Genomic DNA, 22,773 nt, shown 5'->3' on the forward strand with positions numbered 1-22,773 from the left:
CACCTACGCCGGCCTCTAGGGGCACTCGCCTAGAACGTGTCGGATTTCTTCGCAGAGCGGCGCATCTTCCGGATCTCCGCTTCAAAGTCGTCAGCACTGGTAAAGGAACGATAAACGGAAGCAAAGCGGAGATAGGCGACCTCGTCCAGTTCGCGCAACGGTTCGAGAATGGCTAGACCGATATCGTTGGCGTTGACTTGCGAGCTGCCGTGACTGCGCACATTCTCCTCCACCTCTTGGGCGAGGCGCTTGAGCGCATCGTCGGAGACATCGCGGCCTTGGCAGGCACGACGCACACCGGTGATCACTTTTTCGCGGCTGAAGGGTTCGGACACGCCATTGCGTTTCAGCACCAGCAGCATGGCCTTTTCGATCGTGGTAAACCGCCCACCACAGTCAGAGCATTCGCGGCGGCGCCGAATGGCCGAACCGGCGTCGATCACGCGCGAGTCAATCACTCGTGAGTGTTGATTTTGACAAAAGGGACAGTGCATCGTGCTGATTCCTCACATATCCAGTGCGATCAGGTGCCGGCCGACGCCGACACCGCCGCGGTTTCTCACGACCTAGTGCTCAACGCGGTCCAGCGTTTAAGTCTAACGAAGCAACAGCCACACCCTTTGCCTAGCATCGCCGATGTCGGTGCACCGTGCCTAGGTAAAGCCCGCCGCTGTATCACCCATATGGCAACCACCTCGGACGAGGAACTTATTTTACGCTGGCGGTGTGCGTGATCAGGGTCGGCGGAGTGTGGGGCATCTGCTCCTCTTGGGCACTCATAGCGGCGTGGAAACCGCCCGCCAACAGCACCCCCACACATGCTGAGAGCACAGCCTGCTTCACGGCCGTCCGCCACTGCCCGCGCGGGTTCATCCCCGTTACACCCTCGCTTAACGAGTACGGGGCTGCGTTCGAACGAACAACCGAGGCACGCGGCCCCTCGCCTGTCCTGTAGGCTTCGCATGCTCGCGCATCACCGCCTATCCCCTTGCATCGCCGGGGTGTTCTATCAGCATCCGCCAGCGTTCGAACACCAGAAACATCCTGGGATAGCTCTCGCCGCTGCGCCCCACCCCACGTTGCCGCTGGCGGCACCACGAGGGGAGAAGAATAAGGTGCACATTCCTGAGCACGGCGGGCGCCACGAGGTGCAGATACGGGATTCAGAGAGATAGTCATGAGTTTTCCTTTCGCCATTCTTGGGCTATCAACGTGAGCGACTATATGGGCCGAACCGGACGTTCGAACGACTCACCCGCTCACGTGTTCGACTATAGACAGCGTGTTCGAAAGTGCGCAAGTAGCACGTGTAATCCCAGTGATGCTTGCCCTGCTGCAGCAACGGCCGTATCATTTGAAGAGAAAAATGTTCGATTGGACGCGTTCGAACACCGCACGTTCCTTTCGGTTTGCGCCACGGCTGCCGGCGTCGACGGATGCTCACGTGGCAGCTAAACCGCACGCCCCCACCGTGCGGCGCCCATACCGCAATTCATCCTCGCTATATCTATATCCGCGCTAGTTAACTGAACGAAAAGGACTCTCCATGGCCCGCACCCCCTCCGAATCCGATTACAGCTCACTGTCCGATCGCCAGCGCCGCATCCTCGATGTGATCCGAGATGCCGTGATGCTGCGCGGCTACCCACCGAGCATCCGTGAGATCGGCGATGCCGCAGGGCTGCAATCCACCTCTTCTGTGGCCTACCAGCTCAAAGAGTTGGAAAAGAAAGGCTTTTTGCGGCGCGATCCTAATAAGCCTCGAGCAGTTGATGTGCGCCACTTGCCGGAATCAGCCAAACGCCCAGGCCCCAAGCCCAAGCAGAACCAGCAACCCACTCCGGCCGAGGAGGTGCCGGAAAGCACGTCGAATACTACCTACATTCCCGTGGTGGGTTCCATAGCTGCCGGCTCGCCCATCTTGGCCGAGCAAAACGTAGAAAGCTACTACCCACTACCCCAGGACATCGTGGGTGATGGTGAGCTCTTCATGCTCCAAGTAGTCGGCGAATCCATGAAGGATGCCGGAATCCTGAACGGCGACTGGGTCGTGGTGCGTTCTCAGCCGGTGGCTGAGATTGGGGAATTTGTTGCGGCCATGATCGATGGCGAAGCCACCGTGAAGGAATTCCATAAGGATCGCAGTGGCGTGTGGCTGGTTCCGCACAATGTGGAATTTGATTGGATCAAGGGCGATGAAGCAGAAATCCTCGGCAAGGTCGTCTCCGTGATGCGCAAGCTCTAAGCGGGTCAATTCCCACACCCAGCATCGGCACCGGCGCCCGCGACGCTAATAATCGGACTCAAGTCCACGCCTCGAGCGCCCTGCAGGACCCACTCTCCCACCCCACGAACGGGTTTTTACCCTCATTCGTGGGGTTTGTACTGTGCGTTATCGCCCACTGTTGCCAACGTAACAACATCGGACAACCCATCGCACTGACACGCCGAACCACTGGGCGTCACAGCAGTTCATCACGGCACGACCTGCCACTATGGTTGTGTTCATCGCTCACCGCTCGGGGGCGATGGGCAAACACGAACCACTGCAATGCCACACTACGGTGTGGAACTTAGCCCGATTCCTTCTAGGTTCTCGCCCGATCGTGCGAAAATAGATCTACATAATTCGATACCAAACCCACATAGTGCATGCTGTGAACCTTTATTTTCACCTGCCGTGCCCCGCCCGCTGCTCGCGTTTATGCCCTGCCTGCGTGCCGCTGGCACGGCCTGCACCGTGGGTGCTTGTCTGTGTATGGCCCCGCTCATGTGATCGTGTGCGGCTGTATACGGAAGTGCTCGTTCTAGCTTGAGGAGAGTGGACACCGATGTACGCCGAAGAACGCCGGAGGCAGATTGCCTCGTTGACTTCCATCGAAGGCCGCGTGAATGTCACGGAACTGGCCACCAAGTTTGGTGTCACTGCTGAGACGATTCGCCGCGATCTCGCCGTCTTGGACTCCGAGGGAACAGTCCACCGCGTTCACGGCGGTGCCGTCGCTAGCCAGAGCTTCCAAACCGCGGAGTTCAGCGTGGATGCCCGCTCCCGCTCCGCCTCTGGGGCCAAATCCGCTATTGCACGGGCTGCGGTGGAGTTCCTGCCCGAGCGCTCCGGCGGAATGTTCCTAGACGCCGGCACCTCGATCTCCGCTCTGTGTGAACTCATCTCTGAGCATCCCAACGCCCGCGCTTGGTCGATCGTGACCAACTGCCTCGCCCATGCCATGCACTTGGCTAGCACTGGTTTGGATGAGGTTCAGCTGCTTGGCGGATCGGTGCGTGCCATCACCCAAGCCGTGGTGGGCGATACTGCACTGCGAACTTTGGCATTGATGCGCGCAGACGTGGCGTTCATCGGCACCAATGCCCTCACCCTCGATCACGGTCTGTCCACTGCAGACTCCCAGGAGGCCGCAGTCAAACGCGCCATGATTACCAACGCCCGCAAGGTAGTGGTGTTGTGTGACTCCACCAAGCTGGGTAGCGACTATCTCGTGAGCTTCGCCTCGATCACTGATATCGATGTTCTCATTACGGATGCAGGGGCTCCCCAGACCTTCGTGGACAATCTCCGTGAGCGCGGCGTCCACGTGGTGTGCGCCCAATGATTCTCTGCGTCACACCCACCCCGGTCCTGCAACGCGCCGCCCGCATCTCCTCCCCTATTGTTGCTGGGGATATTAACCACTTCAGTGACGTGAGCATCACTGCTGGAGGCACGGGCACCAATGTCGCTTATGCGCTATACCTCGCGGGCCAGTCTGCCCAAGCACTCTTTCCCGCTCCAGAGATCAGTCACTATATGCGGCTGATTAATGAGATGGGATTAGCCCACGACTACATCGAGGTGCCGGGCCCCATTCCCATGCACTCCGCGGTGATCGAATCGGATCTGACCACCACTGAATTCCGCGACCCGCCGATGCCTCTCGATAGCCATCAGCTGGCCATGCTGCGCGATAAGACGGTGGCGGCCGCCGAACACCGCGGCTCGGTACTACTGACCGGCCCGCTGCCGATCGTTGCTACCCACGGCTGGTATTCGGATGTTTTGCGTAGCTTGTGTCTGTACCACCCCACCAAGAAGGTTTCCATCGCCTCCACTGGCCCCGCCCTTCAGGCTGTGTTGCGCCAAGTGGGCACTATTGCACCGCATTCAGTGATGTGCCACCTCGAAGACATCGCCACGTGGGCCCGCAGCGACGCCGAGGAGCTGCGCTCTCGCATATATTCCGAGCCGGACACCTGCGCTGCTGATATCGCACGTAGCTGCCAGCCCCTGCTCGATGCCGGCATTCGCACCCTCCTCATAAGCATCGATCGCCGCCACAGCCTCATGCTGAGCGAATCCTTGAGCGCTTTGGGGTGCTATACCGGCACCCCTGGCTATGTGTCCATCCCGTGGCGCGACAGTCTCGTCGCTGGTTTCCAACTCGGTGTGTGCGACCACGCCTCACCCATCGAGCAACTGCGGCTAGCGGTAGCTTTCGGCGCCGCAGAGGGCGATAGCCTGCACTCTTTCATGCCCACCAAGGATGGCGCCCGAATCGACCAAGTTGACATCATCCAGATCTGAGCGCGCCTCTGAGGCTCTAGCGCACACATCTATGAGCCCCCACCAAGCTCAGACTGGGCTGCACACATAGCACCGCGCCGGCAACCTTCGACAAGAAATACGTCTTCCGAGGTTGCCGGCGCGGTTTTGGAGGCACATGGTGTGCCGCTCAGGCTTAGAGGCCGAGCAACTCGCGCACTGCCCCCTTGGCCTCAGTGGCGCCGGCGGAGTCCAGAGCCACGGCGGCAGCGTGCTGGCACTCCTCGAGGGTAACCCGTGCCAGCTGGGCTCCCACACCGGCGATGGCGGTAGCAGCGGCGGATAGCGAGTTGACTCCCAGACCGGTCAGCACGCAAGCCAGCGCGGGATCGGCCGCAGCCTCACCGCACACGCCTACGGCGGTGTCGGTCTCCTTGCCCTGCTCACAGGTGCGCTCAATCAGGCGCAGCACGGCGGGCTGCCAAGGATCAGTGAGGTAGGCCAACTGGGGAGACATGCGGTCGGCGGCCATCGTGTACTGGGTGAGGTCATTGGTACCGATAGACACGAAGTCCAGATGCGGCATCAGCTTGTCCGCCATCAGGGCGGCGGCCGGTACCTCAATCATGGCACCCGGGATCAGGTTGCGCTCACGGCACAGCCCAGCAAACCACTTGGCCTCGCGGGCGGTGGCCACCATCGGGGCCATTACCCAGGTGGGGGCGGCGTCGTCGCGCCCCAGGCTCTCGCTGGCGAGGGCAATAGCGTCGAGCTGGCGAGTGAGCAGGTCCTCGTTGGCACGCGCGATACGCAGGCCGCGCACACCGAGGGCGGGGTTTTCCTCCTCGGCCATGTTGGCGAAGGCCACCGGCTTGTCGGAGCCGGCGTCGAGCGAACGCACCACAACCTTGTTGGAGGGAAACACCGAGAGCACCTTCTTGTACACCTCGGCCTGCTCCTCCACGGAGGGCTCGGAGGTGGCGGACAGGAAGCACATCTCGGTGCGGAACAGGCCAATGCCCTCGGCCGGGGTCTGGGCGGCGACGCGGGCGGCATTGCCGTCCTGGACGTTCGCGAGCAGCTGCACGCGGTGGCCGTCCTTGGTTTGAGCCGGCCCGCGCCACTTGGCTACACGCTCGGCCATCTCGCGCGACTTCTGTACCTCGGCAGCAGCAAAGGCTGGGTCGGCGTGGGTGGAGATGGTGCCCATAGCACCGTCGATAAGCACCTCGGTGCCCGAGTCGATCTCGTGGATCCCCTTGCCAGCGGCAACAATGCAGGGCACGCCGAGCTGACGGGCGAGAATCGCGGTGTGGCTGGTGGGCCCGCCAAGCTCGGTGACAAGCGCGGTGAAGTAGGTGGTGTCGAGCGCTGCGGTATCGGCCGGGGAGAGATCATCGGCAAAGAGCACGACCTCTTTGTTCACCGCGGGCAGGCCGGGCTCTTCGTCCCCGCGCAGCTCGGCGATCACGCGGTCGCGAATATCGCGCAGGTCGGTGACGCGCTCAGCCATAACACCGCCGGCAGTCTCAAACATGGTGATGAACTTATTGGTGGCGGTCACCACGGCATACTCGGCGGGGTGGCCGCCGCGAATGGCCTTACGGACCGTCTTCTGCCAACCCTTATCACGCACCATGCCGGCAGTAGCCTTCAGGATCTCTTTGGCGTGGTCGACAGCATCGGCCGAACGGGCTTCGAGGCGCTCAGCCACGGTGGCGGCAGCGGCCTGGAAGCGCTCGAATTCTGCGTCGCGCTGCTCCTCTTCAATAACGGAACCCGAGGTGGGCAGGGCGGGGCGGGGACGAATCCACACTGCCTCCGCGTAGCGGACGCCCGGCACAACGCCGGTGCCTTTGTAGGTGGTGGCTTGGGACATATCAGACATGAGGCGGGGACACCTTTCTTATATGGGGCGTCGTGTGATGGATAGTTGCTGTTTGGAAAGATCCGCCCAGTACAGGGGTGTCACTGGCAGTGTCACGCTGCCCACACTGCACTCCGAGGCGGTGATCTGTATAAAAATCTCTCGCGCCGATTGATGCCGGTCACTGAGACCGGAGCGATGTGTCGGAGCCTTGTGCCTCAATATAGCACGCACCCCCATGCCCGAGCGGCAAAAAATCGAAGACAATCCAACATCACACTTTTGACAAACCCACATAAATGGGCGTAAACACATACATTGAACAACATTCTCAGGGTTTCCTACCCCGAGAAGGGGTTCAGTGCCCACGAGTTGGGCACCGCGGCCCACTTAGGGCTACACCGTCCACCACGGCACGTAGGGGGTATGTGGTGTTAGACACATCCCGCATTCGTGTTGTCGTGGTCCTACCGTGCTACCTCACCCATAACCACACAATCACTAAGGGCTGACACTTATGCTTTCTGTCCATCAGCGCAGAGGGGAAATCTCCTCGCTGACGAACACGCAGGGCCACTCCTCGGTGGCTGAACTAGCGTCCCGCTTCCATGTCACCCCGGAGACCATTCGTCGTGACCTCAAGCAGTTGGAGAAAGCTGGGTTGCTGCAGCGGGTCCATGGCGGCGCCGTAGTGCATCAGTCTGGGCAGCAGTCGCGCCGGTCCTATGCGGCAGCCGAATTGGAGCGCTCCCGCGAGAAGCGCACCATCGGAGAGCTTGCCGCCACCCTCATCCCTGATGGCCCCGCTGCCATCTTTATGGACGCCGGTACCTCAACTAACACCTTGGCCAGCGTGATGGCCGAGCACTATACCGAGCAGCCGTGGACGATTGTGACCAATTCCCTGTCCATCGGTATCACCCTGGCAGCCGCCGGCGTGCCTGGGGTGAACCTAGTGGGCGGCACCATGCGTGCCTTTACTCGTTCGGTGATCGGCGAGCAGGCTGTGGACACCATCCAAGCTTTGCGCGCGGACATCGCCATCATGGGCACGAATGGCCTCAGCGTGGCTCATGGGTTGTCCACCCCCGATCCCTCCGAGGCCGCGATCAAGCGGATGATGGTGCAGAATGCAAGCACAGTGATCGCGCTCTGCGACTCATCCAAATTCGGACAGGACTATATGGTCACCTTCGCCGATGTCAATGATGTGGACTATGTGGTCACCGACGAAAACGTAGATAGCCACTACAAAAACACTCTGGAAGCCCACGGAATTGAGGTCGTGCACCCGTGATCGTCACGTTCACCCCTAACCCGAGCTTGGATCGCACACTATCGCTCGATGAGCCGCTTCAGCCCGGCTCGGTGCAGCGCCTGAGCGAAACCATCGATTTCGCCGGTGGCAAGGGCATTAATGTCGCCCACGCCTGCGCCCTCGCTGGCGAGAACACCCTAGCGCTGCTGCCGGCACGCGCCACCGATCCCTTCCTCATGGTGATGCAGGAAACTCCCATCCCCTTCGAGGCCACTCCCTCATCGGGCACGGTGCGCACCAATATCACTATCACCGATAGCGCTGGTGAAACCACCAAGCTCAACGGCCCCGGCCCGGTGCTCTCCCCGCTCGATGTGGACGCCGCACTGGCCACGCTCGTCGAGCGCGCCGCAGACGCGGACTATATGGTCTTGGCCGGTTCCCTCCCCCGCGGGGTGGACGTGGACTTTTATTGCACTCTTGCCCGCACGCTTCACGACGCTTTCCCGCAGCTCCCCCTAGCTATTGACACCTCGGACGACCCGCTGCGCGCTCTCGCCCCACAGCTGGAATCGCTGCATCTTGATGTGCTCAAGCCGAACGGCATGGAGCTAGGGCAAATTGCGGGCGTGTCGGGCGAACGTCTCGAGGCTGGTGCCCGCGCCGGCGACTACGCCCCCGTAGCGGAGGCCGCCAGCAGGCTTATCTCTCGCGGCTTGAGCACCTGCATTACTACCCTGGGAGCCGCAGGTGCGGTGCTGACCACCGCAGAGGGCTCGTGGGTGGCTCGAAGTGAGGAGATCACCCCCGTGTCCACGGTGGGCGCTGGGGATTGCACCCTCGCCGGTTACGCCATGGCCCGTACCCGTGGCGAGAGCCACTGCCATGCCCTGAAGCTGGCGGTGTCCTATGGCACAGCGGCGACCCTCAAGCCGGGCACGATGATTCCTAGTGCTGAGGATGCCGCAGCAATCCAGGTGGACGTCGATAAGCTATAAAGCAGAACCAACGAGCGAGGAAACACCACATCATGACTGACTCCATCATTACCGAGTCCGTTGTCTCGCTAGACGTTGATCTTGGCTCGCAGCCTGCGGATGTGATCTCCGCGTTGGCGGCGAGCGTGGTTGACGCCGGGCGGGCCACGTCCACCGATACTCTCGCCGCCGCGGCGATCACCCGCGAAGAATCCGCTGGAACGGGCGTCGCCGGCCGCGTGGCCATTCCTCACTGCCGTAGCTCGGCCGTGAGCGAACCCACGGTGGCTTTTGCCCGGCTGAGCCGGGCCGTGGATTTCTCTGGCCCTGATGGCGAGGCCGATCTCGTGTTTCTCATTGCCGCACCCGACGGCGGCGGTAAAGAGCACCTGAAGATTTTGTCGGGCCTTGCCCGTGCTCTCGTACGCGAGGATTTTCGCGCTCAGCTGCGTCAGGCCACGAGCGGCGCGGATGTTGTCCGCACCGTGAATGAGGCCCTGGCTGCTAAGAAACGCCGCACCCCTCGCAGCGACACTGCGGCTCCTGAGCCGCAAGCAGCAGCCGAAAATGGCACCCCGTGCCGCATCGTGGCTGTTACCGCCTGCCCCACCGGCATCGCACACACCTACATGGCCGCCGATGCTCTCAGTGCCGCTGCGGCTGATCGTGAAGACGTAGAGCTGCACGTAGAAACCCAAGGTTCGTCCTCGGTCGAGCCATTGGATCCGGCGGTGGTCGCTGCAGCAGATGCGGTCATCTTTGCCACCGATGTCGGCGTGAAGGATCGCTCCCGCTTCGCCGGCACACCGGTGATTGAATCGGGGGTCAAGCGGGCGATCAACGAGCCGGCGCAGATGCTTGATGAGGCTGTAGCCGCAGCCTCTAACCCGCAGGCGCGCACCGTCTCGGGTACTACAGAAGATCTCGGCGCTGAGCAGAGCGCTGGCGCTCAGCTCGGCTGGGGCAAGCGCATCCAGCAGGCTGTGATGACTGGGGTGTCCTACATGATCCCCTTCGTCGCCGCTGGTGGCTTGTTGCTCGCTTTGGGCTTTTTAGTGGGCGGCTTCGAGATGTCGAAGTATTGGGAGACCATTGTCACGCAACATTCGCTGACTAACCTGCCCCCAGCTGAGTTCATGGCTCACGACGGCACCCCAGCCGCCTTCGATCGACCCGTGCTCGGGGTGTATATCGGCGCCGTGCTTTTCGCTACCGGCCAAGCCGCGATGGGCTTTATTGTGGCAGCTCTGTCCGGCTATATTGCCTACGCGCTGGCTGGGCGCCCCGGTATCGCCCCCGGCTTTGTGGGCGGCGCGATCTCGGTGGCCGTGGGCGCGGGCTTTATCGGCGGGCTGGTTACCGGCATCATCGCCGGCGCGGTGGCGGCCTGGATTGGCAGCTGGCGGGTGCCGCAGATCGTCCGCTCACTCATGCCCGTGGTGATCATTCCGCTGTTGAGTACCCTCAGCGTCGGCCTGGTGATGTTCCTGCTCTTGGGTCGACCACTCGAAGCCGTGATGCATTGGCTTAACGATGCCCTGACCGGCATGTCCGGCTCCTCCGCCGTGGTGTTGGGCATCGTACTCGGATTAATGATGTGCTTCGATCTTGGCGGACCGGTGAACAAGGCCGCCTATCTCTTCGCCACTGCTGGGCTGTCCACCGGTGACGAGGCCTCGTTGAGCATCATGGCCGCGGTAATGGCCGCCGGCATGGTGCCGCCGATTGCGCTTTCGGTGGCCACATGGCTGCGCGCCTCGCTGTTCACCGATGCCGAAGTGGAAAACGGCAGGTCCGCGTGGCTGCTGGGGCTGTCCTTCGTCTCCGAAGGCGCGATCCCCTTCGCCGCCGCAGATCCGCTGCGCGTGATCCCCTCGATGATGGCCGGCGGCGCTGTCACCGGTGCGCTCTCGATGGCGTTTGGGGTCACCTCCCACGCCCCGCACGGCGGCATTTTCGTGCTCTTCGCTATCAATCCCATCACAGGCTTCCTCCTATCTCTGGTTGCCGGTGTGGCAGTGAGCGCGGTGTGCGTGATCGCTACTAAGACTCTGATCAAGCCTCGGGCATTATCGGCGCCGACCCGCGCTGCCGAGGACTCTGCTCACGAGAGAAATGCCACAGCTCACGTCTAAGCTGCGGCATCTCTACTGAAACATCCCACCTCGGGTGTTATGCAGGCTGCTTTTATTCAAGGATGTGACTATCCTTGTTAAAGAACGCTGTTACGCCCCTTCCCCAAAGATGGGGCCGGCGCATACACCCTTTTAAAGAAAGGACATTATCCACCATGGCTTCCAAGACCGTGTCTGTCGGCTCCGCTGTCGGCCTCCACGCCCGCCCCGCCACCATCATCGCTGAGGCTGCCGGCGAGTTCGATGAGGACATCTTCCTCAATCTCGTGGGCGAAGAGGACGACGAGACCGATGCTGCCTCCTCCCTGATGATTATGGCTCTCGGCGCCGAAAAGGGCGACCAGGTTGTCGTTACCTCCGACAACGCCGAGGCTGTCGAAAAGATCGCCGCGTTGATCGAAAAGGACCTCGACGCCGAGTAAATCCCGCCTCACGCGTATATAAACACTGCCGCCCACCACATGGTGGGCGGCAGTTGTGCATCTACTTCACTAGAGAAGGCGCTGGGGTTTAGGGCGTTGGGCGCGTCAGTCGAGATCTCAGCCGGTGCACCGACTCTGGAACTTCGTGCTCGCATCGCGGGTCGGTAATAGGTTCGCCCGCTGAGCGATGAACGGGGATGATGCCGAACCAGCCAGAATCACCGTCTTCAGGGGCAGGAGCGGCGCCGGTGCGGGCTTTGAATAAGAAGTCATCCAACGGCAGCATCAGGACCGTGGTGCCGGCCAGCTCCTTCGCTGAATGCTCACGCACCTCCTCCATTCTACCGGGCGCGAGGGCGTTGAGCACGACCTGCATGGCCCGCTGCTTGTCTTTCTTATCGAGTGGGCTGAGCTGGCCACGTATCACTGCAGAGCGGTAATTAGCAGAAGACCCGGAACCCGTGGCAGCCAGCACATAGGCATCGATGGCGAAGACCGTCAACGTCACGGGCACACCCGAACTGCAGTGGCGCAATAGCCCCGCACCAGTGGATCCGTGCAGCAGCACAGTATCGCCATCGCGAACAAAAAAGATCGGGATAGACCACGGCTCGCCCTCGACCACTGCAGATAGCGTGCCTACCATCTCCTCATCGAGTAGACGGTAGAGCTGCTGTCTATCCTGTGATGCCCGCTCGGGATGGCGGCTGATCTCATCTCGTCCCATGCTCAGAGGCTAACAGCCCACCACGGCCTGTGGGGGCACTTCGGCCCAGGCTTCTAGCCTTCGCGCTGTGCGGGGGCGTAGCGGCCCTCCCCGAGGCTGTGGTACAGCTTCATCATCACCGGATAGGCAATGATGATCCCGGCCGAGCCCCAGGCGATTCCCTCGAGCGAGATCGAGCCGATCGTCAATGTGAGGTTGCCGATACCGGCTACCAGCGCCACGGCCGCAGCCATGAGGTTGACGGGGTTATTGAAGTTCACCTTGTTGTCCTGCCAGATGCGCACACCGAGCATGCCGATCAGACCGTAGAGCACCAGCGTTGCCCCGCCGAGCACACCGGTAGGGATGGTGAAGATCAACGCCCCGAACTTGGGGATGAACGCCAAGGCCACCGCCGTCAGAGCCGCCACCCAGTAGGCGGCGGTGGAATACACCTTGGTGGCTGCCATCACCCCAATGTTCTCGGCGTAGGTGGTGGTTCCGGAGCCGCCGAATCCACCGGCGAGCATCGTGGCCATACCGTCGGCTATGAGCGCATCACCGGCGAGATCGTCCATGTTGCGGCCGGTCATTTCCGACACGGCCTTGACGTGGCCGACATTCTCAGCAATAAGCACGATCACCACCGGCAGGGTGACGAGGATAGCGCTGAGCTCAAAGTGGGGTGCGTGAAAGGTCGGCAGGCCCACCCAGGGCGCTGCGTCAATCGTCTCTTCCGCCCCCTCGGGAAGGTTGCCAGTCACCGCCGCAAAGATCCAGCCCACCAGCACACCGATGAGAATACCTAGGCGCGAGATCATCCCCCGCCCCGCCACCGTGGCGGCGAGGATCACCAGAAGAGTCACCGTGGCCACGAGGGGCTGAGATTCGAAGTTACTTGCTGCCGTCGGCGCCAAGTTCAGCCCGATCAACGCCACAATCGCACCGGTTACAGCAGGCGGCATGACCGCATCAATCACCTGCTTGCCGGCGGCCTTGACCACAAGGCCCACCAGCACCAGCACTGCGCCGGCAACGAGCACCCCACCGATCTGCGTGGCAATGCCAGAGCCTTGGGTGGCGGTGAGCGGGGCAATAAACGCAAAGGAGCTACCTAGATAAGAAGGCAGCCGGTTGCGAGTGAGCAGCAAAAAGAGCATCGTGCCGATACCCGAGAACAGCAACGTGGTGTTCACGGGGAAACCGGTGAGGGTAGGTACCAGCAGCGTGGCACCAAACATGGCTATCACATGCTGCATGCCGATGCCGATGGTGCGCGACCAGCTTAGGCGCTCTTCTGGGGCCACCACAGCGCCGGGGGCGATGCGTTTGCCGTCCCCATGCACGGCCCAGCCGAGACCCATCGGCCCCGTTGCTCCGCGCTTGGTTTCTTCCGCCTGCTGCGGCGGGGGTGTTTGAGATTGTGCGGGATTGTTCACAAACCCCAACTTTAAAGCACCCGCATCACGACGGGGTGAGTAACCTCACCTCAACTATTGACCGTGCTGCGGGCGGGCGTCGATAAGCGCGAAAAGGCTAGTGGGTGTGCACCACATAGCGGGCGAGCTCATCGGCGAGCTGGCGGGGCAAGCGCACATCCATGGTGGTACCCTCCTCGCCGTATTCCTCGCCGAGGACGGTGGCCTGATCGTGCAGCCGGGCCACCACATCGCCATCGGTGAAGGGAATGAGCATCTCCACGTGCGCGTCGAGGCTGTTGAGGAACAGCTCGATGCGGGCCTGCAGCTCCGCGATGCCTTCACCGGTGCGGGCGGAGACAAACACGCAATCCTCCAGCATCGCCTTCGCCTCGGCAAGAACCAACGGATCCGCCTGATCGATCTTGTTCACCACAATGATCTCCGGCGGGGCCTGGGTGCCCTGCTCGCGCACGATATCGGTGATCACCTCGTTGACCGCCTCGATCTGCTTCAAGGGGAAAGGATCGGACCCGTCGACCACGTGCAGCAGCAGATCAGCCTCCAGGATCTCCTCCAGCGTGGAGCGAAACGCCTCCACCAAGTGGGTGGGCAGGTGCCGGACGAAGCCAACGGTATCGGTGAAGATCACGCTGCGCCCATCGGCCAGCTCGGCGCGGCGAGTGGTGGGATCCAGGGTGGCAAAGAGGGCATCTTCCACCAGCACACCAGCGCCGGTGAGAGCGTTGATCAACGAGGATTTACCGGCGTTGGTATAGCCGGCGATAGCGATCTGCGGGGTGGTGGACTGCTGGCGGCGGGCGCGCTTGATCTCACGGGACGTTTTCATCCCCGCGATCTCCTTGCGCAGCTTCGCCATCTCTGAGCGGAGGCGGCGGCGATCCGCCTCGATCTTGGTTTCACCCGGTCCACGCAGACCGACGCCACCATTCGACCCGGCGCGACCACCGGCCTGGCGGGACAGCGCTCCGCCCCAGCCGCGCACGCGGGTAATGAGGTATTCCATCTGGGCTAGTGCCACCTGGGCTTTACCTTCGTTGGATTTCGCGTGCTGGGCGAAGATGTCGAGGATGAGCATGGTGCGGTCAATGACCTTCACATCCAGTGCCTTTTCCAAAGCGATCATCTGGCCGGGGCTGAGTTCACCATCGCAGACCACGGTATCGGCGTCGGTGGCCTCGACAAGGTGACGCAGCTCGGTGACCTTGCCGGAGCCGATGTAGGTGCCGGGGTCCGGCTTGTCGCGCTTTTGATAGAGCACTTCGACTACCTCGGAGCCGGCGGTCTCTGCGAGGGCTTGCAGCTCGGCGAGGGTGGCTTCGATTTCGGCGCTGGTGCCTTCAGTCCATACTCCGACGAGGATGACTCGCTCGAGGCGGAGTTTGCGGTACTCCACGTCATAGCCATCATCGCGCTCGGTGCGGCGAATCTGGGTGTCGCGGGTGATGTGGCGGAAGCGGCCACGTTCTTCGAGGTCAAGCTCACCGGTGGTGGGCGTGTCCTTGTCTGCGTCGTTGCTGGGGGCCTCTGTGGAGGCAGTGGGGTGGTTGGCAGAAATGAGGCCGGTGTGGTCTGTACCTGCTGCGCGCTCGTCCGGCACTACCGTGGGACGGTGATCGCGGAAGGCCTCATTCATAAGTTCGTCATGAGAATCTGTCATCGTATCCGCGATCCTACAGCATTACGCTGCTTACCAGCGCTCTTGCTTCCCGCTTCCTTGAATCGTATGCAGGGCTTAGTCCCCTGCCACCCGCTCAGGCGACGGCTCTGCGCAGCTATCCGCGCGGCGGGAGTGGGTGAAGTGTAAGGGTGACGACTCCCGATCTCTTGCCGATCTGGGCTGGGTCCTCGCAGGAGCCCTGTTCGGAACAACTCGCGCAGGAACGGGAGGTGGAACAGGCGCATACCTGCAACTGTCGGGTGAGCAGGTTCATGCGTTCGAGCTGCTCGAGACCGGCATGGACCACGGAGGCATCTAAACCAGTGGCTGCGGCGATGCTGCCGACAGTACTGGCCCCGCCGTGAATGGCTGCGCGGATCGCGCTTAAAGGCCGTGCGGGAGTAGACGCAGGCGCTGGTGAAGGGGTTGATGAAGAGGAGGGGGAAATCATGGAGGAACGTCTCTGCCTTCGTATCGGCGGGTCTGTAGGCCACCTCAGGGGCGCATACGAATCGCATGCACCCCATGGGAGTAGGGCTGGTGTGCTTAGAGGAAGAGCTTGAGTATCTGGAACACGGCCACGGCCAGCACCCAGGCTGTAAGTAGCTGGAACCCAACTCCTGCGATGGTCCATTTCAGGCCAATCTCTCTGCGCTGGGCGGCCAGGGTGGCCACGCAGGGGGTGTAGGCGAGGATGAAGATCATAAAGGCCCACACCGCGGCGAGGGTGTGGCCGCCAGAGGTCTGCTCAAAGTCGGCGCGCACTGCGGTGGCTAGCGGTGAGGCCGCCTGCTCCTCGGGGCTGTCATCGGTGTCATCGTCAAGGGCGTAGGTTTGCGCCCAGGAGGCGATCACGGCTTCTTTGGCCACGAATCCTGTGATGAGGGTGCCGGTGATGGACCAGGAGCCGAAACCGGCTGGCTCGAATACTGGGGCGATTGTCTCCGATACTTGGCCGTAGAGGCTCTCTCGCGGGTCGAGGTCCTCATCACCGAAACCGTACTCGCCGCTGATGGGAATGGATTGCAGTACAAACACCACGGTGACTGTGGCAACGATGATCGTCCCAGCGGTGTGGAGGAAGCCGCGTAGCCGTACCCACGCGGAGGCTAGGGTCAGCCGCGGGCGGGGCAGCTGATAATCGGGCAGGTCGATCACCAGCGGATCAGAGGGCATGTGGCGCCACAAGGTGCCGCGCAGCAGCAGACCGGTGCCCACAATCAGCGCGATAGAGATGAGATACATGGCAAACACGGCCGAGCCTGCATGCTGCGGGAAGAAGGTGGCGGCCAGCATCACATATACGGTCAGTCGCGCCGAGCAGGAGGTGAAGGGAATCAGGAGCGCGGTCAGTAGTCGCTGCCGCGGATTGGGCAGCACCCGGGTGGCGGAAATGGCCGGCACATTGCAGCCATAGCCCACAATCAACGGAATAAACGCGGTACCGGGCAGGCCGATCGCGCGCATCACTCGGTCAGTCACCACCGCGGCACGGGCCATGTAGCCGGAGTCTTCCAACACGGCCAGACAAATAAACATCAAGGCCATCAGCGGCGCGAAGGTGAGCACCATGCCCACGCCTGTGATGAGACCATCCACAAGCAGGGCCTCAATCACTCCCCCACCGAGCCCGATCGAACCCAGCAATGAGCGCGCCCCCTCGCTGAGCGGCCCACTGAATAGCGTGTCGAGGGCGTCTTGTAGCGGCACCGCCACGGTGGTGGTGATCTGAAAGACCAGCCACATCACCGCCAGAAATAGCACCGGGCCGACCCACCGGTTGAGGGCCACCGCATCGATCTTCTCCGACACACTTGGTCCTGCCTCACCGTCGCTACTCATCGCGGCCTGCACAGCCTGGTCGATGAAGGCGAAGCGCTCATCGGCGGCGTCAAACTCATCCGCTGGCGCTTGTCGACGCTGCGTCGCAGCCGTATTCAACTCCAATTCCACCGCTTGGGCCACGGCGTCAACATTTCTCATCCGGCGCGGATCCACATCGATTACCGGCATCCCCAATGCCGTGGACAGGGCACGGGCGTCTACCTGGGCACCTTTGGCTGCGGCCATGTCATTTTTGCTCAGCGCCACCACTACGCGCAGGGGCTGTTCTGTCAGCTGGGCGATCATGTACAAGCTGCGGGCTAGGTTGGAGGCATCAACCAATGCGATGACGCAATCAGGTTTGTCCTCCGTGGGAGCGTCGATAAGCACATCGGCGGTGAGCTGTTCATCGGGGCTGACCGGATCAAGCGAGTAGGCACCGGGAAAATCAATGAGATCGAAGGTGCGGTTGTGGTGCTTCCACAGCACTCGCGAGGTTTCTACGGTGGTGCCGGGCCAGTTGCCGGTGCGGGCTTTAGTTCCGGTCAAAGCATTGAGCAGGGTGGATTTGCCAGCGTTGGGTGAGCCGACGAGGGCCACCACCGGGGTTCCCTCGGGGGCGGCGACGCCATGGGTAGAGCAATGGCACGACGTGTGAGATGCCACGGAGCTGACCTCTTTCTTCAACATGGTAGTGAGGTACACACCCCGTCGGGGACCTATGCGGCGGCGGAGCGCAAAGGATGATGCTGAGTTCCGATGGGTGAAATAGACAGTGACTAGAGCTTGAGGCGCATCGCTTGGGCGGTGTGGGCATCAAGCGCATAACGGGCAGAACCGACGCGAACCACAACCCCGCCGCCGGTGGTGCGTTGGGTGATTTCAATCGGACAGCCCTGGCGGAATCCGAGTTGAGAAAAGCGGCGGTAGCGCTCGGGGCTGACACTGTCTGCGTCGATGCCTTCGAGATGTCCGCGCTGTCCTGTGTCCAACTCGGCAAGAATCGCAATCATGGATACTCCCTTATCCATCTAAAAGTGTGAGCGTATTAATCATACGCACCAATACATAGCTAAGGCTGCGCTGAACATATGTGAGGTTATTCTCAGTGAGTAAAGCCTCACTTGCCCGAGGATCGTGGCTCACATCCAGCGGAGTTCTGTGTGCACCGCCACGAAACCCAGCCACTAAGGGGCTCTCGCCGCTGCGCGGGTGCACCCGCCACCACCCGTCGCAGCGGTGAGGTGGGCAGATGAGGTGGGATCGCAGCTTATGCAGGGCTGTGGCTATCCCCACAGAAATCCACGGATTTTCTAGGAGAAATAGCGTGGGCTGTATTTTTATCTGGGTGTGTCCTTGCCTACCATGAATGTCATGACCAGTGATCTTAAAAGTATCGGCATGGACTTTCCGGCGTGGCAGGACGCAGTGGAGGCCGCAATCTCCTCGAACCAGCTCGCCGTCACCGGCGAGGTCGGAGATGGCCAGCTTGTGCAGTTCACCGACGCCTCCGGCGCCCAGATCAACATCTTGGCCGCCGAACCCTTCTCCACCTACGCGGGGTTTCTCTCCCCGCTCGTGGCGCGCGGCCATGTCACCATGGTCAACGAGGTACTCGGACTCGTCGAGGTGCTCGACGATAACGACGAAACGATCACTACTCTCAGCGCCAACATCGCCCAAGGGCCACTGCTGGTAGAAGAAGGCCAGCAGCGCTTCCAAGAGCTGTCCATCACGGCACTCGGCATCTCTCTTGCCGGCTTTAGCGATCCTGACAGCTATATCGCCTCCAGCTCGGGGCTGAAACTGGGCGAGGTCGTCTCCCACGGCGCGGCAGTTATCGCAGCGAATGACGGCTCAACTCGGCCGGATTCCGCCGCCCAGATCGCGTTCCAAGTATCTCACTCGGAGCATCGCACCAATGCTCTCACGGGCCAGCGTTTCATCTATGTACGCGTCTCCTCCCCCTTCCCCATGGATCTTTGCCTGCCGGCAGATTCCGATCTGCCTGCCCCAGGCTCAGTGATTGCCGGCAGGGTGTCGCTGACTGCATCGATCCTCGCCCCCAGCGGCGGCGGTTGCGGCTCCGGCTCCGGTGGCTGCGGTTGCGGCGGCTGTGGCTGCGGCGGCCACTAAGGCACACAGCCTTAAAAGGTGGCGGGAACCATCTCCCACCACCGCCCGTTGGCGTAGTATCCCTACACCCCGTCACCCGATCACCGTCGATGCCACCAAAGGTTAAGGAAAGGAGCACTGTGATACACCGTTGGCCCACACTCGACTGGACCCACTATGTCCTGCTGATCTGCTGTGTCGCGCTCATTGTGTTCCTGCGCTTCGAAGGCATCATTTTGGTCCTGCTGGTCGCCGCCGTGGTGGGGTTCACGCTGCGGCACCGACCCGACAGCAAAGAGACAGCGGCAGTAGTATCCTCCATCCGCTACTCCGCGGAAGACATTCAAGACACCATCGCCGAGTATGAGCGATTCCTCACTGGCACAGACACCGATTCCATCGCCGATCGCACCCTGCAGCGGCCCGCGCTCGCCGATCCGGACTGTAACGACCCCGACATCGAAGAATTTCACCACGAATATTCGACCGCCAAGCGCTTCCTCAACCGGCTGAACAGCAAGCTCGAAACCCACGACACCATCCCGCAGCTAGAAACACTGCTGGCGGTGACCGATCGACGCGCCGCCGCCCTTCAAGAGCGCTATCAACGTGCCCGGCGCGCCGCGCTGCGTCTGGGCCGCGACTACAGCTAAACCTAGGTGGCGCTCCAGTCCACGCCTATTCAGCGGCGTTGTCGTGCAGGTGGTAGCCCCACGTGTCCAACAGCGTCAAGGCCTGCTCTTCTGGCCGGTCGGCGGCATCGATCCAGCTGATGCGCGGGTCGCGTTTAAACCACGAGCGTTGGCGCCGCACATAGCGTCGGGTTGCCCGCACAGTATCGTCATAGGCTTGCTCGGCGCTGATCTCCCCCCGCAGATGCGCCAGCACTTGGGCGTAGCCAATGGCGCGACCAGCCGTGGATGAGGCGGTGAGCCCGCATTCACGCAGTTGCCGTACCTCCTCAATGAACCCTTGGTCGAACATCTCCCGAGTGCGCTGCTCAATGCGTGGGCCTAGCCACTCCATATCCACAGCCAGCCCGATGAGATGAGTTCCCCAGCGCGGCGGGGCGTCCTTGGGCGGCTGGGAGGCGGCGAAGGGCTTGCCGGTGAGCTCAATAACCTCTAGGGCGCGGACATTGCGGCGCGGATCGTTCGGCTCGATGATCTCCGCCGCGGCGGGATCTACGGCTCGTAGCCGCTCGTGCATTCCCGCCGGGCCGATTTTGTCCTGCAGCTGCATGTAGCGTGCGCGCACGTCCGGATCGGTCGGCGGAAATTCCCACTGATCCACCACGGATTGCACATACATCATTGATCCACCCACCAACACTGGTACGGTGCCGGCGCTGCGCAGCCGCTCCACCGTCGAGCGCGCAATGTCTCCATACTCGGCCACCGAGGCGGTGTGGGTGACATCCCAAATGTCAAGCACATGATGGCTCACCCCGCCGCGTTCATGTGGACGAAGCTTGGCGGTGCCGATGTCCATGCCTCGGTAGAGCTGCATGGAGTCGATATTGACCACCTCTCCGCCGAGACGACGCGCCACGGCGATGGCCAAGCTGGATTTCCCAGAGGCAGTAGGCCCCACGATTGCCACAGGTGTCGGATGCATTAGTTCACCATCTCCCATTTGGCCACGAGCCGACCCACCCCTCCAGTGGTGTCATGTGCGCACACCTGGCAGGCTGAGGATTGATCGCGCAGGGCGAAGATATCCATCCAAGGTTGTGGGTCGATAACCCCAACCGATAAGAGGTCCTCGGTGGTCCAGCCGTGAACATCCTCGCCGTTAAGCATGGCTCGAAGAAAGCCAAAGGCCTTCTCGGCATCGGGGTGATAGCCTCCAGGGGCCCGGTCAGTTAGTGTCACTGGGCCATCGGCGGTAACGATCACTAGATCGGCGTCGACAAGCGTGGCGATCTCCTCAGCGCAACCGGTGATCTTCTGTTCTGACTCGCCCAGCAAGAGTCGGGCAATGATCTCGCCGAGCAGCTGCCCGCCCTGGGCGCAAGCGAGTTCCGCCCCCGGCGCCCAGGCGCTCAAGGAGCCGGTCAGCTCGGTGCGGCACTCCTCGCTAGCGGCGCACACCACCCCGATGCTGCGGGCCTGGGCCGCGCATTCGCCCAGCACCGCCTGTGCCGCGGCGCGCAGACGCGCAGAGCCCTCATCGTTGGGCGAGACTCCCTCAATCAGTGCCGGGGAGGAAGGGATAACCACAATTTGGCGCACGAATAACTCCTGGCCTTGACGAATCGTTGACTCGGAAAATCAGCTTAAACCATGCCGTCTCAAGCCCTTGCGTTCCCCACAACGTGACCAGCACGGAGGTGCTAGGGTTTTTGTCAGTTCGTGTTTATTGGCAGCCGTGCCGCGCGGCACTGTTGAGACGTGTGAAGGATGACTAACGCCATGACTACTCCCCCGAGCCCCACACCAGGTCCGCGTCCGGGCCCCCGCCCCGGCGCTACCCCCGGAGCCATGCCGGGAGCCACCCCCGCACCGCGTCCCCGCGCCGTGCCGCGCCCCGCCGCACCCCACGCCGTACACATCCCGAAGTCTGATCCTTCCCGCTTCGGCCGGATCGAAGACGACGGCACGGTCGTGCTCATCACCAAAGCCGGTGAACGCGTCATCGGTTCGTGGCAGGCCGGCACCCCCGAGGCCGGTTTGGCGCACTACGCCCAGCGCTTCGCCGACCTAGCCACCGAGGTTGAACTCCTCGAGGCCCGCCTCAAGGCACACCCGGATGACGCCGCGAATATCCGCACCTCCGCGGCGGCGCTACGAGAGTCCCTGCCCGAGGCCGCCGTGATCGGTGATGTAGATAATCTCGACGATCGTCTCGGCGAGATCATGAACGAATCTGTTGAGGCCGGCGAAGAGGCGCAACAGCGTAAGGCCCAGCGCCGCGCCCAAGCCATCGCCCGCAAGGAGGAACTCGCCGCAGAGGCCGAGGCTATCGCGGCCGAGTCCACCGAGTGGAAGGCCGCCGGCGATAGGCTCCGCGCCATTTTGGACGAGTGGAAAACCATTCGCGGCATCGATCGCTCCACCGACGATGCGCTGTGGAAGCGCTACTCCAAAGCCCGCGATAGCTTCAACCGCCGCCGCGGCTCCCACTTCGCGGAACTGGACCGCAACCGTGCCGCCGCCCGCCGCACCAAGGAAGAACTGGTGGCCAAGGCCGAAGAGATCAAAGACTCCACGGACTGGAACGCCACCGCCGCAGAGTTCCGAGATCTGATGAAGCAGTGGAAGGCCGCTGGCCGTGCCCCGCGCGAGGTAGACAACACCCTGTGGGCTGCCTTCAAGGCCGCCCAGGACCACTTCTTTGATGCCCGCAATGCCCTCAACGAGCAGCGGGATAAAGAATTCCAGGCGAATGCGGAAGCCAAGGATGCGCTGATTGCCGAATACACCCCGCTGATCACCCCGGAAACCGACCTCGAGGCCGCCCGGGCGAAGCTGCACGAGCTGCAGGAAAAGTGGGAGGCCATTGGCTATGTCCCGCGAGCAAAGATCCGCGAATATGACGGAAAAATCAAGCACCTCGAGGACAAGGTGGCGCAGGCCGCCGATGAGCAGTGGCGCCGCACCGATCCGGAGGTGCAGGCCCGCGCCCAACAATTCCTCGACCGGGTTGCCGAGCTCAACCAGCAGGCAGCCGAGGCAGAGAAAGCCGGCAAAACCAAGGATGCCGAGAAGCTCCGCGCCCAGGCCACCCAGTGGCAGGAATGGGCCGACGCCGCCGCCAAGGCAGTCGATAACCTCTAGCCCTCGGCTGCTGTCGGTTTAGAGAAGCCAGCGCTGCACAAACTGGGCGTTGTC

At 62.1% G+C, this 22,773-nt stretch carries 19 protein-coding genes; 10 read left to right on the forward strand and 9 right to left on the reverse strand.

The genetic code is table 11. The features are described from left to right. Positions 1-29: 29 nt before the first annotated feature. Positions 30-494: a transcriptional regulator NrdR gene (nrdR, locus tag CCICO_RS06755; protein WP_026161576.1), complete on the reverse strand. Its 465-nt coding sequence runs from the start codon at positions 492-494 to the stop codon at positions 30-32. Positions 495-1,546: 1,052 nt separating this feature from the next. On the opposite strand from nrdR, the gene lexA reads away from it, so the two are divergent. The 3 genes from lexA to CCICO_RS06770 all read left to right on the forward strand — a co-directional run bounded on the left by lexA (position 1,547) and on the right by CCICO_RS06770 (position 4,579). Continuing rightward, entirely contained in the window at positions 1,547-2,245 is a 699-nt protein-coding gene (gene lexA / locus CCICO_RS06760) for a transcriptional repressor LexA (RefSeq protein ID WP_018020403.1), read from the forward strand. Between the two features lie 586 nt (positions 2,246-2,831). After that, positions 2,832-3,611 (forward strand): transcriptional regulator SugR, encoded by a 780-nt coding sequence (gene sugR, locus CCICO_RS06765; protein ID WP_018020402.1) that lies wholly within the window; start codon positions 2,832-2,834, stop codon positions 3,609-3,611. Then, on the forward strand, positions 3,608-4,579 hold the full coding sequence (locus tag CCICO_RS06770) for a carbohydrate kinase family protein (RefSeq protein ID WP_018020401.1): 972 nt from the start codon (positions 3,608-3,610) through the stop codon (positions 4,577-4,579). The genes sugR and CCICO_RS06770 overlap by 4 nt, the downstream gene beginning before the upstream one ends. A gap of 154 nt (positions 4,580-4,733) precedes the next feature. Here the strand turns inward: CCICO_RS06770 and ptsP are convergent, their stop codons facing one another. After that, positions 4,734-6,425, reverse strand: coding sequence for a phosphoenolpyruvate--protein phosphotransferase (ptsP, locus tag CCICO_RS06775; RefSeq protein WP_018020400.1), 1,692 nt, complete (start codon positions 6,423-6,425; stop codon positions 4,734-4,736). Between the two features lie 496 nt (positions 6,426-6,921). On the opposite strand from ptsP, the gene CCICO_RS06780 reads away from it, so the two are divergent. The 4 genes from CCICO_RS06780 (at position 6,922) to CCICO_RS06795 (ending at position 11,196) form a co-directional block, all read left to right on the forward strand. Continuing rightward, the gene (locus CCICO_RS06780) at positions 6,922-7,701 is read left to right on the forward strand and encodes a DeoR/GlpR family DNA-binding transcription regulator (protein ID WP_018020399.1); all 780 of its coding nucleotides are present in this window, start codon (positions 6,922-6,924) and stop codon (positions 7,699-7,701) included. Continuing rightward, complete coding sequence (locus CCICO_RS06785) at positions 7,698-8,660, forward strand: 1-phosphofructokinase family hexose kinase (RefSeq protein ID WP_018020398.1); 963 nt, start codon at positions 7,698-7,700, stop codon at positions 8,658-8,660. Before CCICO_RS06780 ends, CCICO_RS06785 begins: the two co-directional genes overlap by 4 nt. A gap of 32 nt (positions 8,661-8,692) precedes the next feature. Next, a complete protein-coding gene (locus CCICO_RS06790) occupies positions 8,693-10,774 on the forward strand; it encodes a PTS fructose transporter subunit IIABC (protein ID WP_018020397.1) in 2,082 nt (693 codons plus the stop codon). A gap of 155 nt (positions 10,775-10,929) precedes the next feature. Next, complete coding sequence (locus tag CCICO_RS06795; RefSeq protein ID WP_018020396.1) at positions 10,930-11,196, forward strand: HPr family phosphocarrier protein; 267 nt, start codon at positions 10,930-10,932, stop codon at positions 11,194-11,196. 88 nt (positions 11,197-11,284) lie between these two features. Here CCICO_RS06795 and CCICO_RS06800 read toward each other — a convergent pair whose 3' ends face one another. The 5 genes from CCICO_RS06800 to CCICO_RS06820 form a co-directional block, all read right to left on the reverse strand. After that, a complete protein-coding gene (locus CCICO_RS06800; protein ID WP_040357945.1) occupies positions 11,285-11,923 on the reverse strand; it encodes a pyridoxamine 5'-phosphate oxidase family protein in 639 nt (212 codons plus the stop codon). A gap of 53 nt (positions 11,924-11,976) precedes the next feature. After that, the gene (locus CCICO_RS06805; protein WP_018020394.1) at positions 11,977-13,266 is read right to left on the reverse strand and encodes a uracil-xanthine permease family protein; all 1,290 of its coding nucleotides are present in this window, start codon (positions 13,264-13,266) and stop codon (positions 11,977-11,979) included. 172 nt (positions 13,267-13,438) lie between these two features. Continuing rightward, a complete protein-coding gene (gene hflX / locus CCICO_RS06810) occupies positions 13,439-15,001 on the reverse strand; it encodes a GTPase HflX (protein WP_018020393.1) in 1,563 nt (520 codons plus the stop codon). 546 nt (positions 15,002-15,547) lie between these two features. After that, entirely contained in the window at positions 15,548-17,515 is a 1,968-nt protein-coding gene (gene feoB, locus CCICO_RS06815) for a ferrous iron transport protein B (RefSeq protein ID WP_040357967.1), read from the reverse strand. A gap of 89 nt (positions 17,516-17,604) precedes the next feature. Further along, positions 17,605-17,856 (reverse strand): FeoA domain-containing protein, encoded by a 252-nt coding sequence (locus CCICO_RS06820; protein ID WP_083878348.1) that lies wholly within the window; start codon positions 17,854-17,856, stop codon positions 17,605-17,607. A gap of 343 nt (positions 17,857-18,199) precedes the next feature. Here CCICO_RS06820 and CCICO_RS06825 point away from each other — a divergent pair, with 343 nt between their 5' ends. Then, positions 18,200-18,961 (forward strand): hypothetical protein, encoded by a 762-nt coding sequence (locus tag CCICO_RS06825; RefSeq protein WP_018020390.1) that lies wholly within the window; start codon positions 18,200-18,202, stop codon positions 18,959-18,961. A gap of 119 nt (positions 18,962-19,080) precedes the next feature. Beyond that, the gene (locus CCICO_RS06830; protein WP_018020389.1) at positions 19,081-19,593 is read left to right on the forward strand and encodes a hypothetical protein; all 513 of its coding nucleotides are present in this window, start codon (positions 19,081-19,083) and stop codon (positions 19,591-19,593) included. Between the two features lie 25 nt (positions 19,594-19,618). Here the strand turns inward: CCICO_RS06830 and miaA are convergent, their stop codons facing one another. Both miaA and CCICO_RS06840 read right to left on the reverse strand, forming a co-directional pair. Next, positions 19,619-20,557 carry a tRNA (adenosine(37)-N6)-dimethylallyltransferase MiaA gene (gene miaA / locus CCICO_RS06835; protein ID WP_018020388.1) on the reverse strand — a complete coding sequence of 313 codons (939 nt, stop codon included), beginning with the start codon at positions 20,555-20,557 and terminating at the stop codon, positions 19,619-19,621. Continuing rightward, on the reverse strand, positions 20,557-21,174 hold the full coding sequence (locus tag CCICO_RS06840; protein ID WP_018020387.1) for a class III extradiol ring-cleavage dioxygenase family protein: 618 nt from the start codon (positions 21,172-21,174) through the stop codon (positions 20,557-20,559). Before CCICO_RS06840 ends, miaA begins: the two co-directional genes overlap by 1 nt. A gap of 180 nt (positions 21,175-21,354) precedes the next feature. Here CCICO_RS06840 and CCICO_RS06845 point away from each other — a divergent pair, with 180 nt between their 5' ends. Further along, positions 21,355-22,719, forward strand: a complete 1,365-nt coding sequence (locus CCICO_RS06845) for a DUF349 domain-containing protein (RefSeq protein ID WP_026161573.1) — start codon at positions 21,355-21,357, stop codon at positions 22,717-22,719. Positions 22,720-22,773 lie beyond the last annotated feature (54 nt).

Source organism: Corynebacterium ciconiae DSM 44920 (genome assembly GCF_030440575.1).
Lineage (GTDB): Bacteria > Actinomycetota > Actinomycetes > Mycobacteriales > Mycobacteriaceae > Corynebacterium > Corynebacterium ciconiae.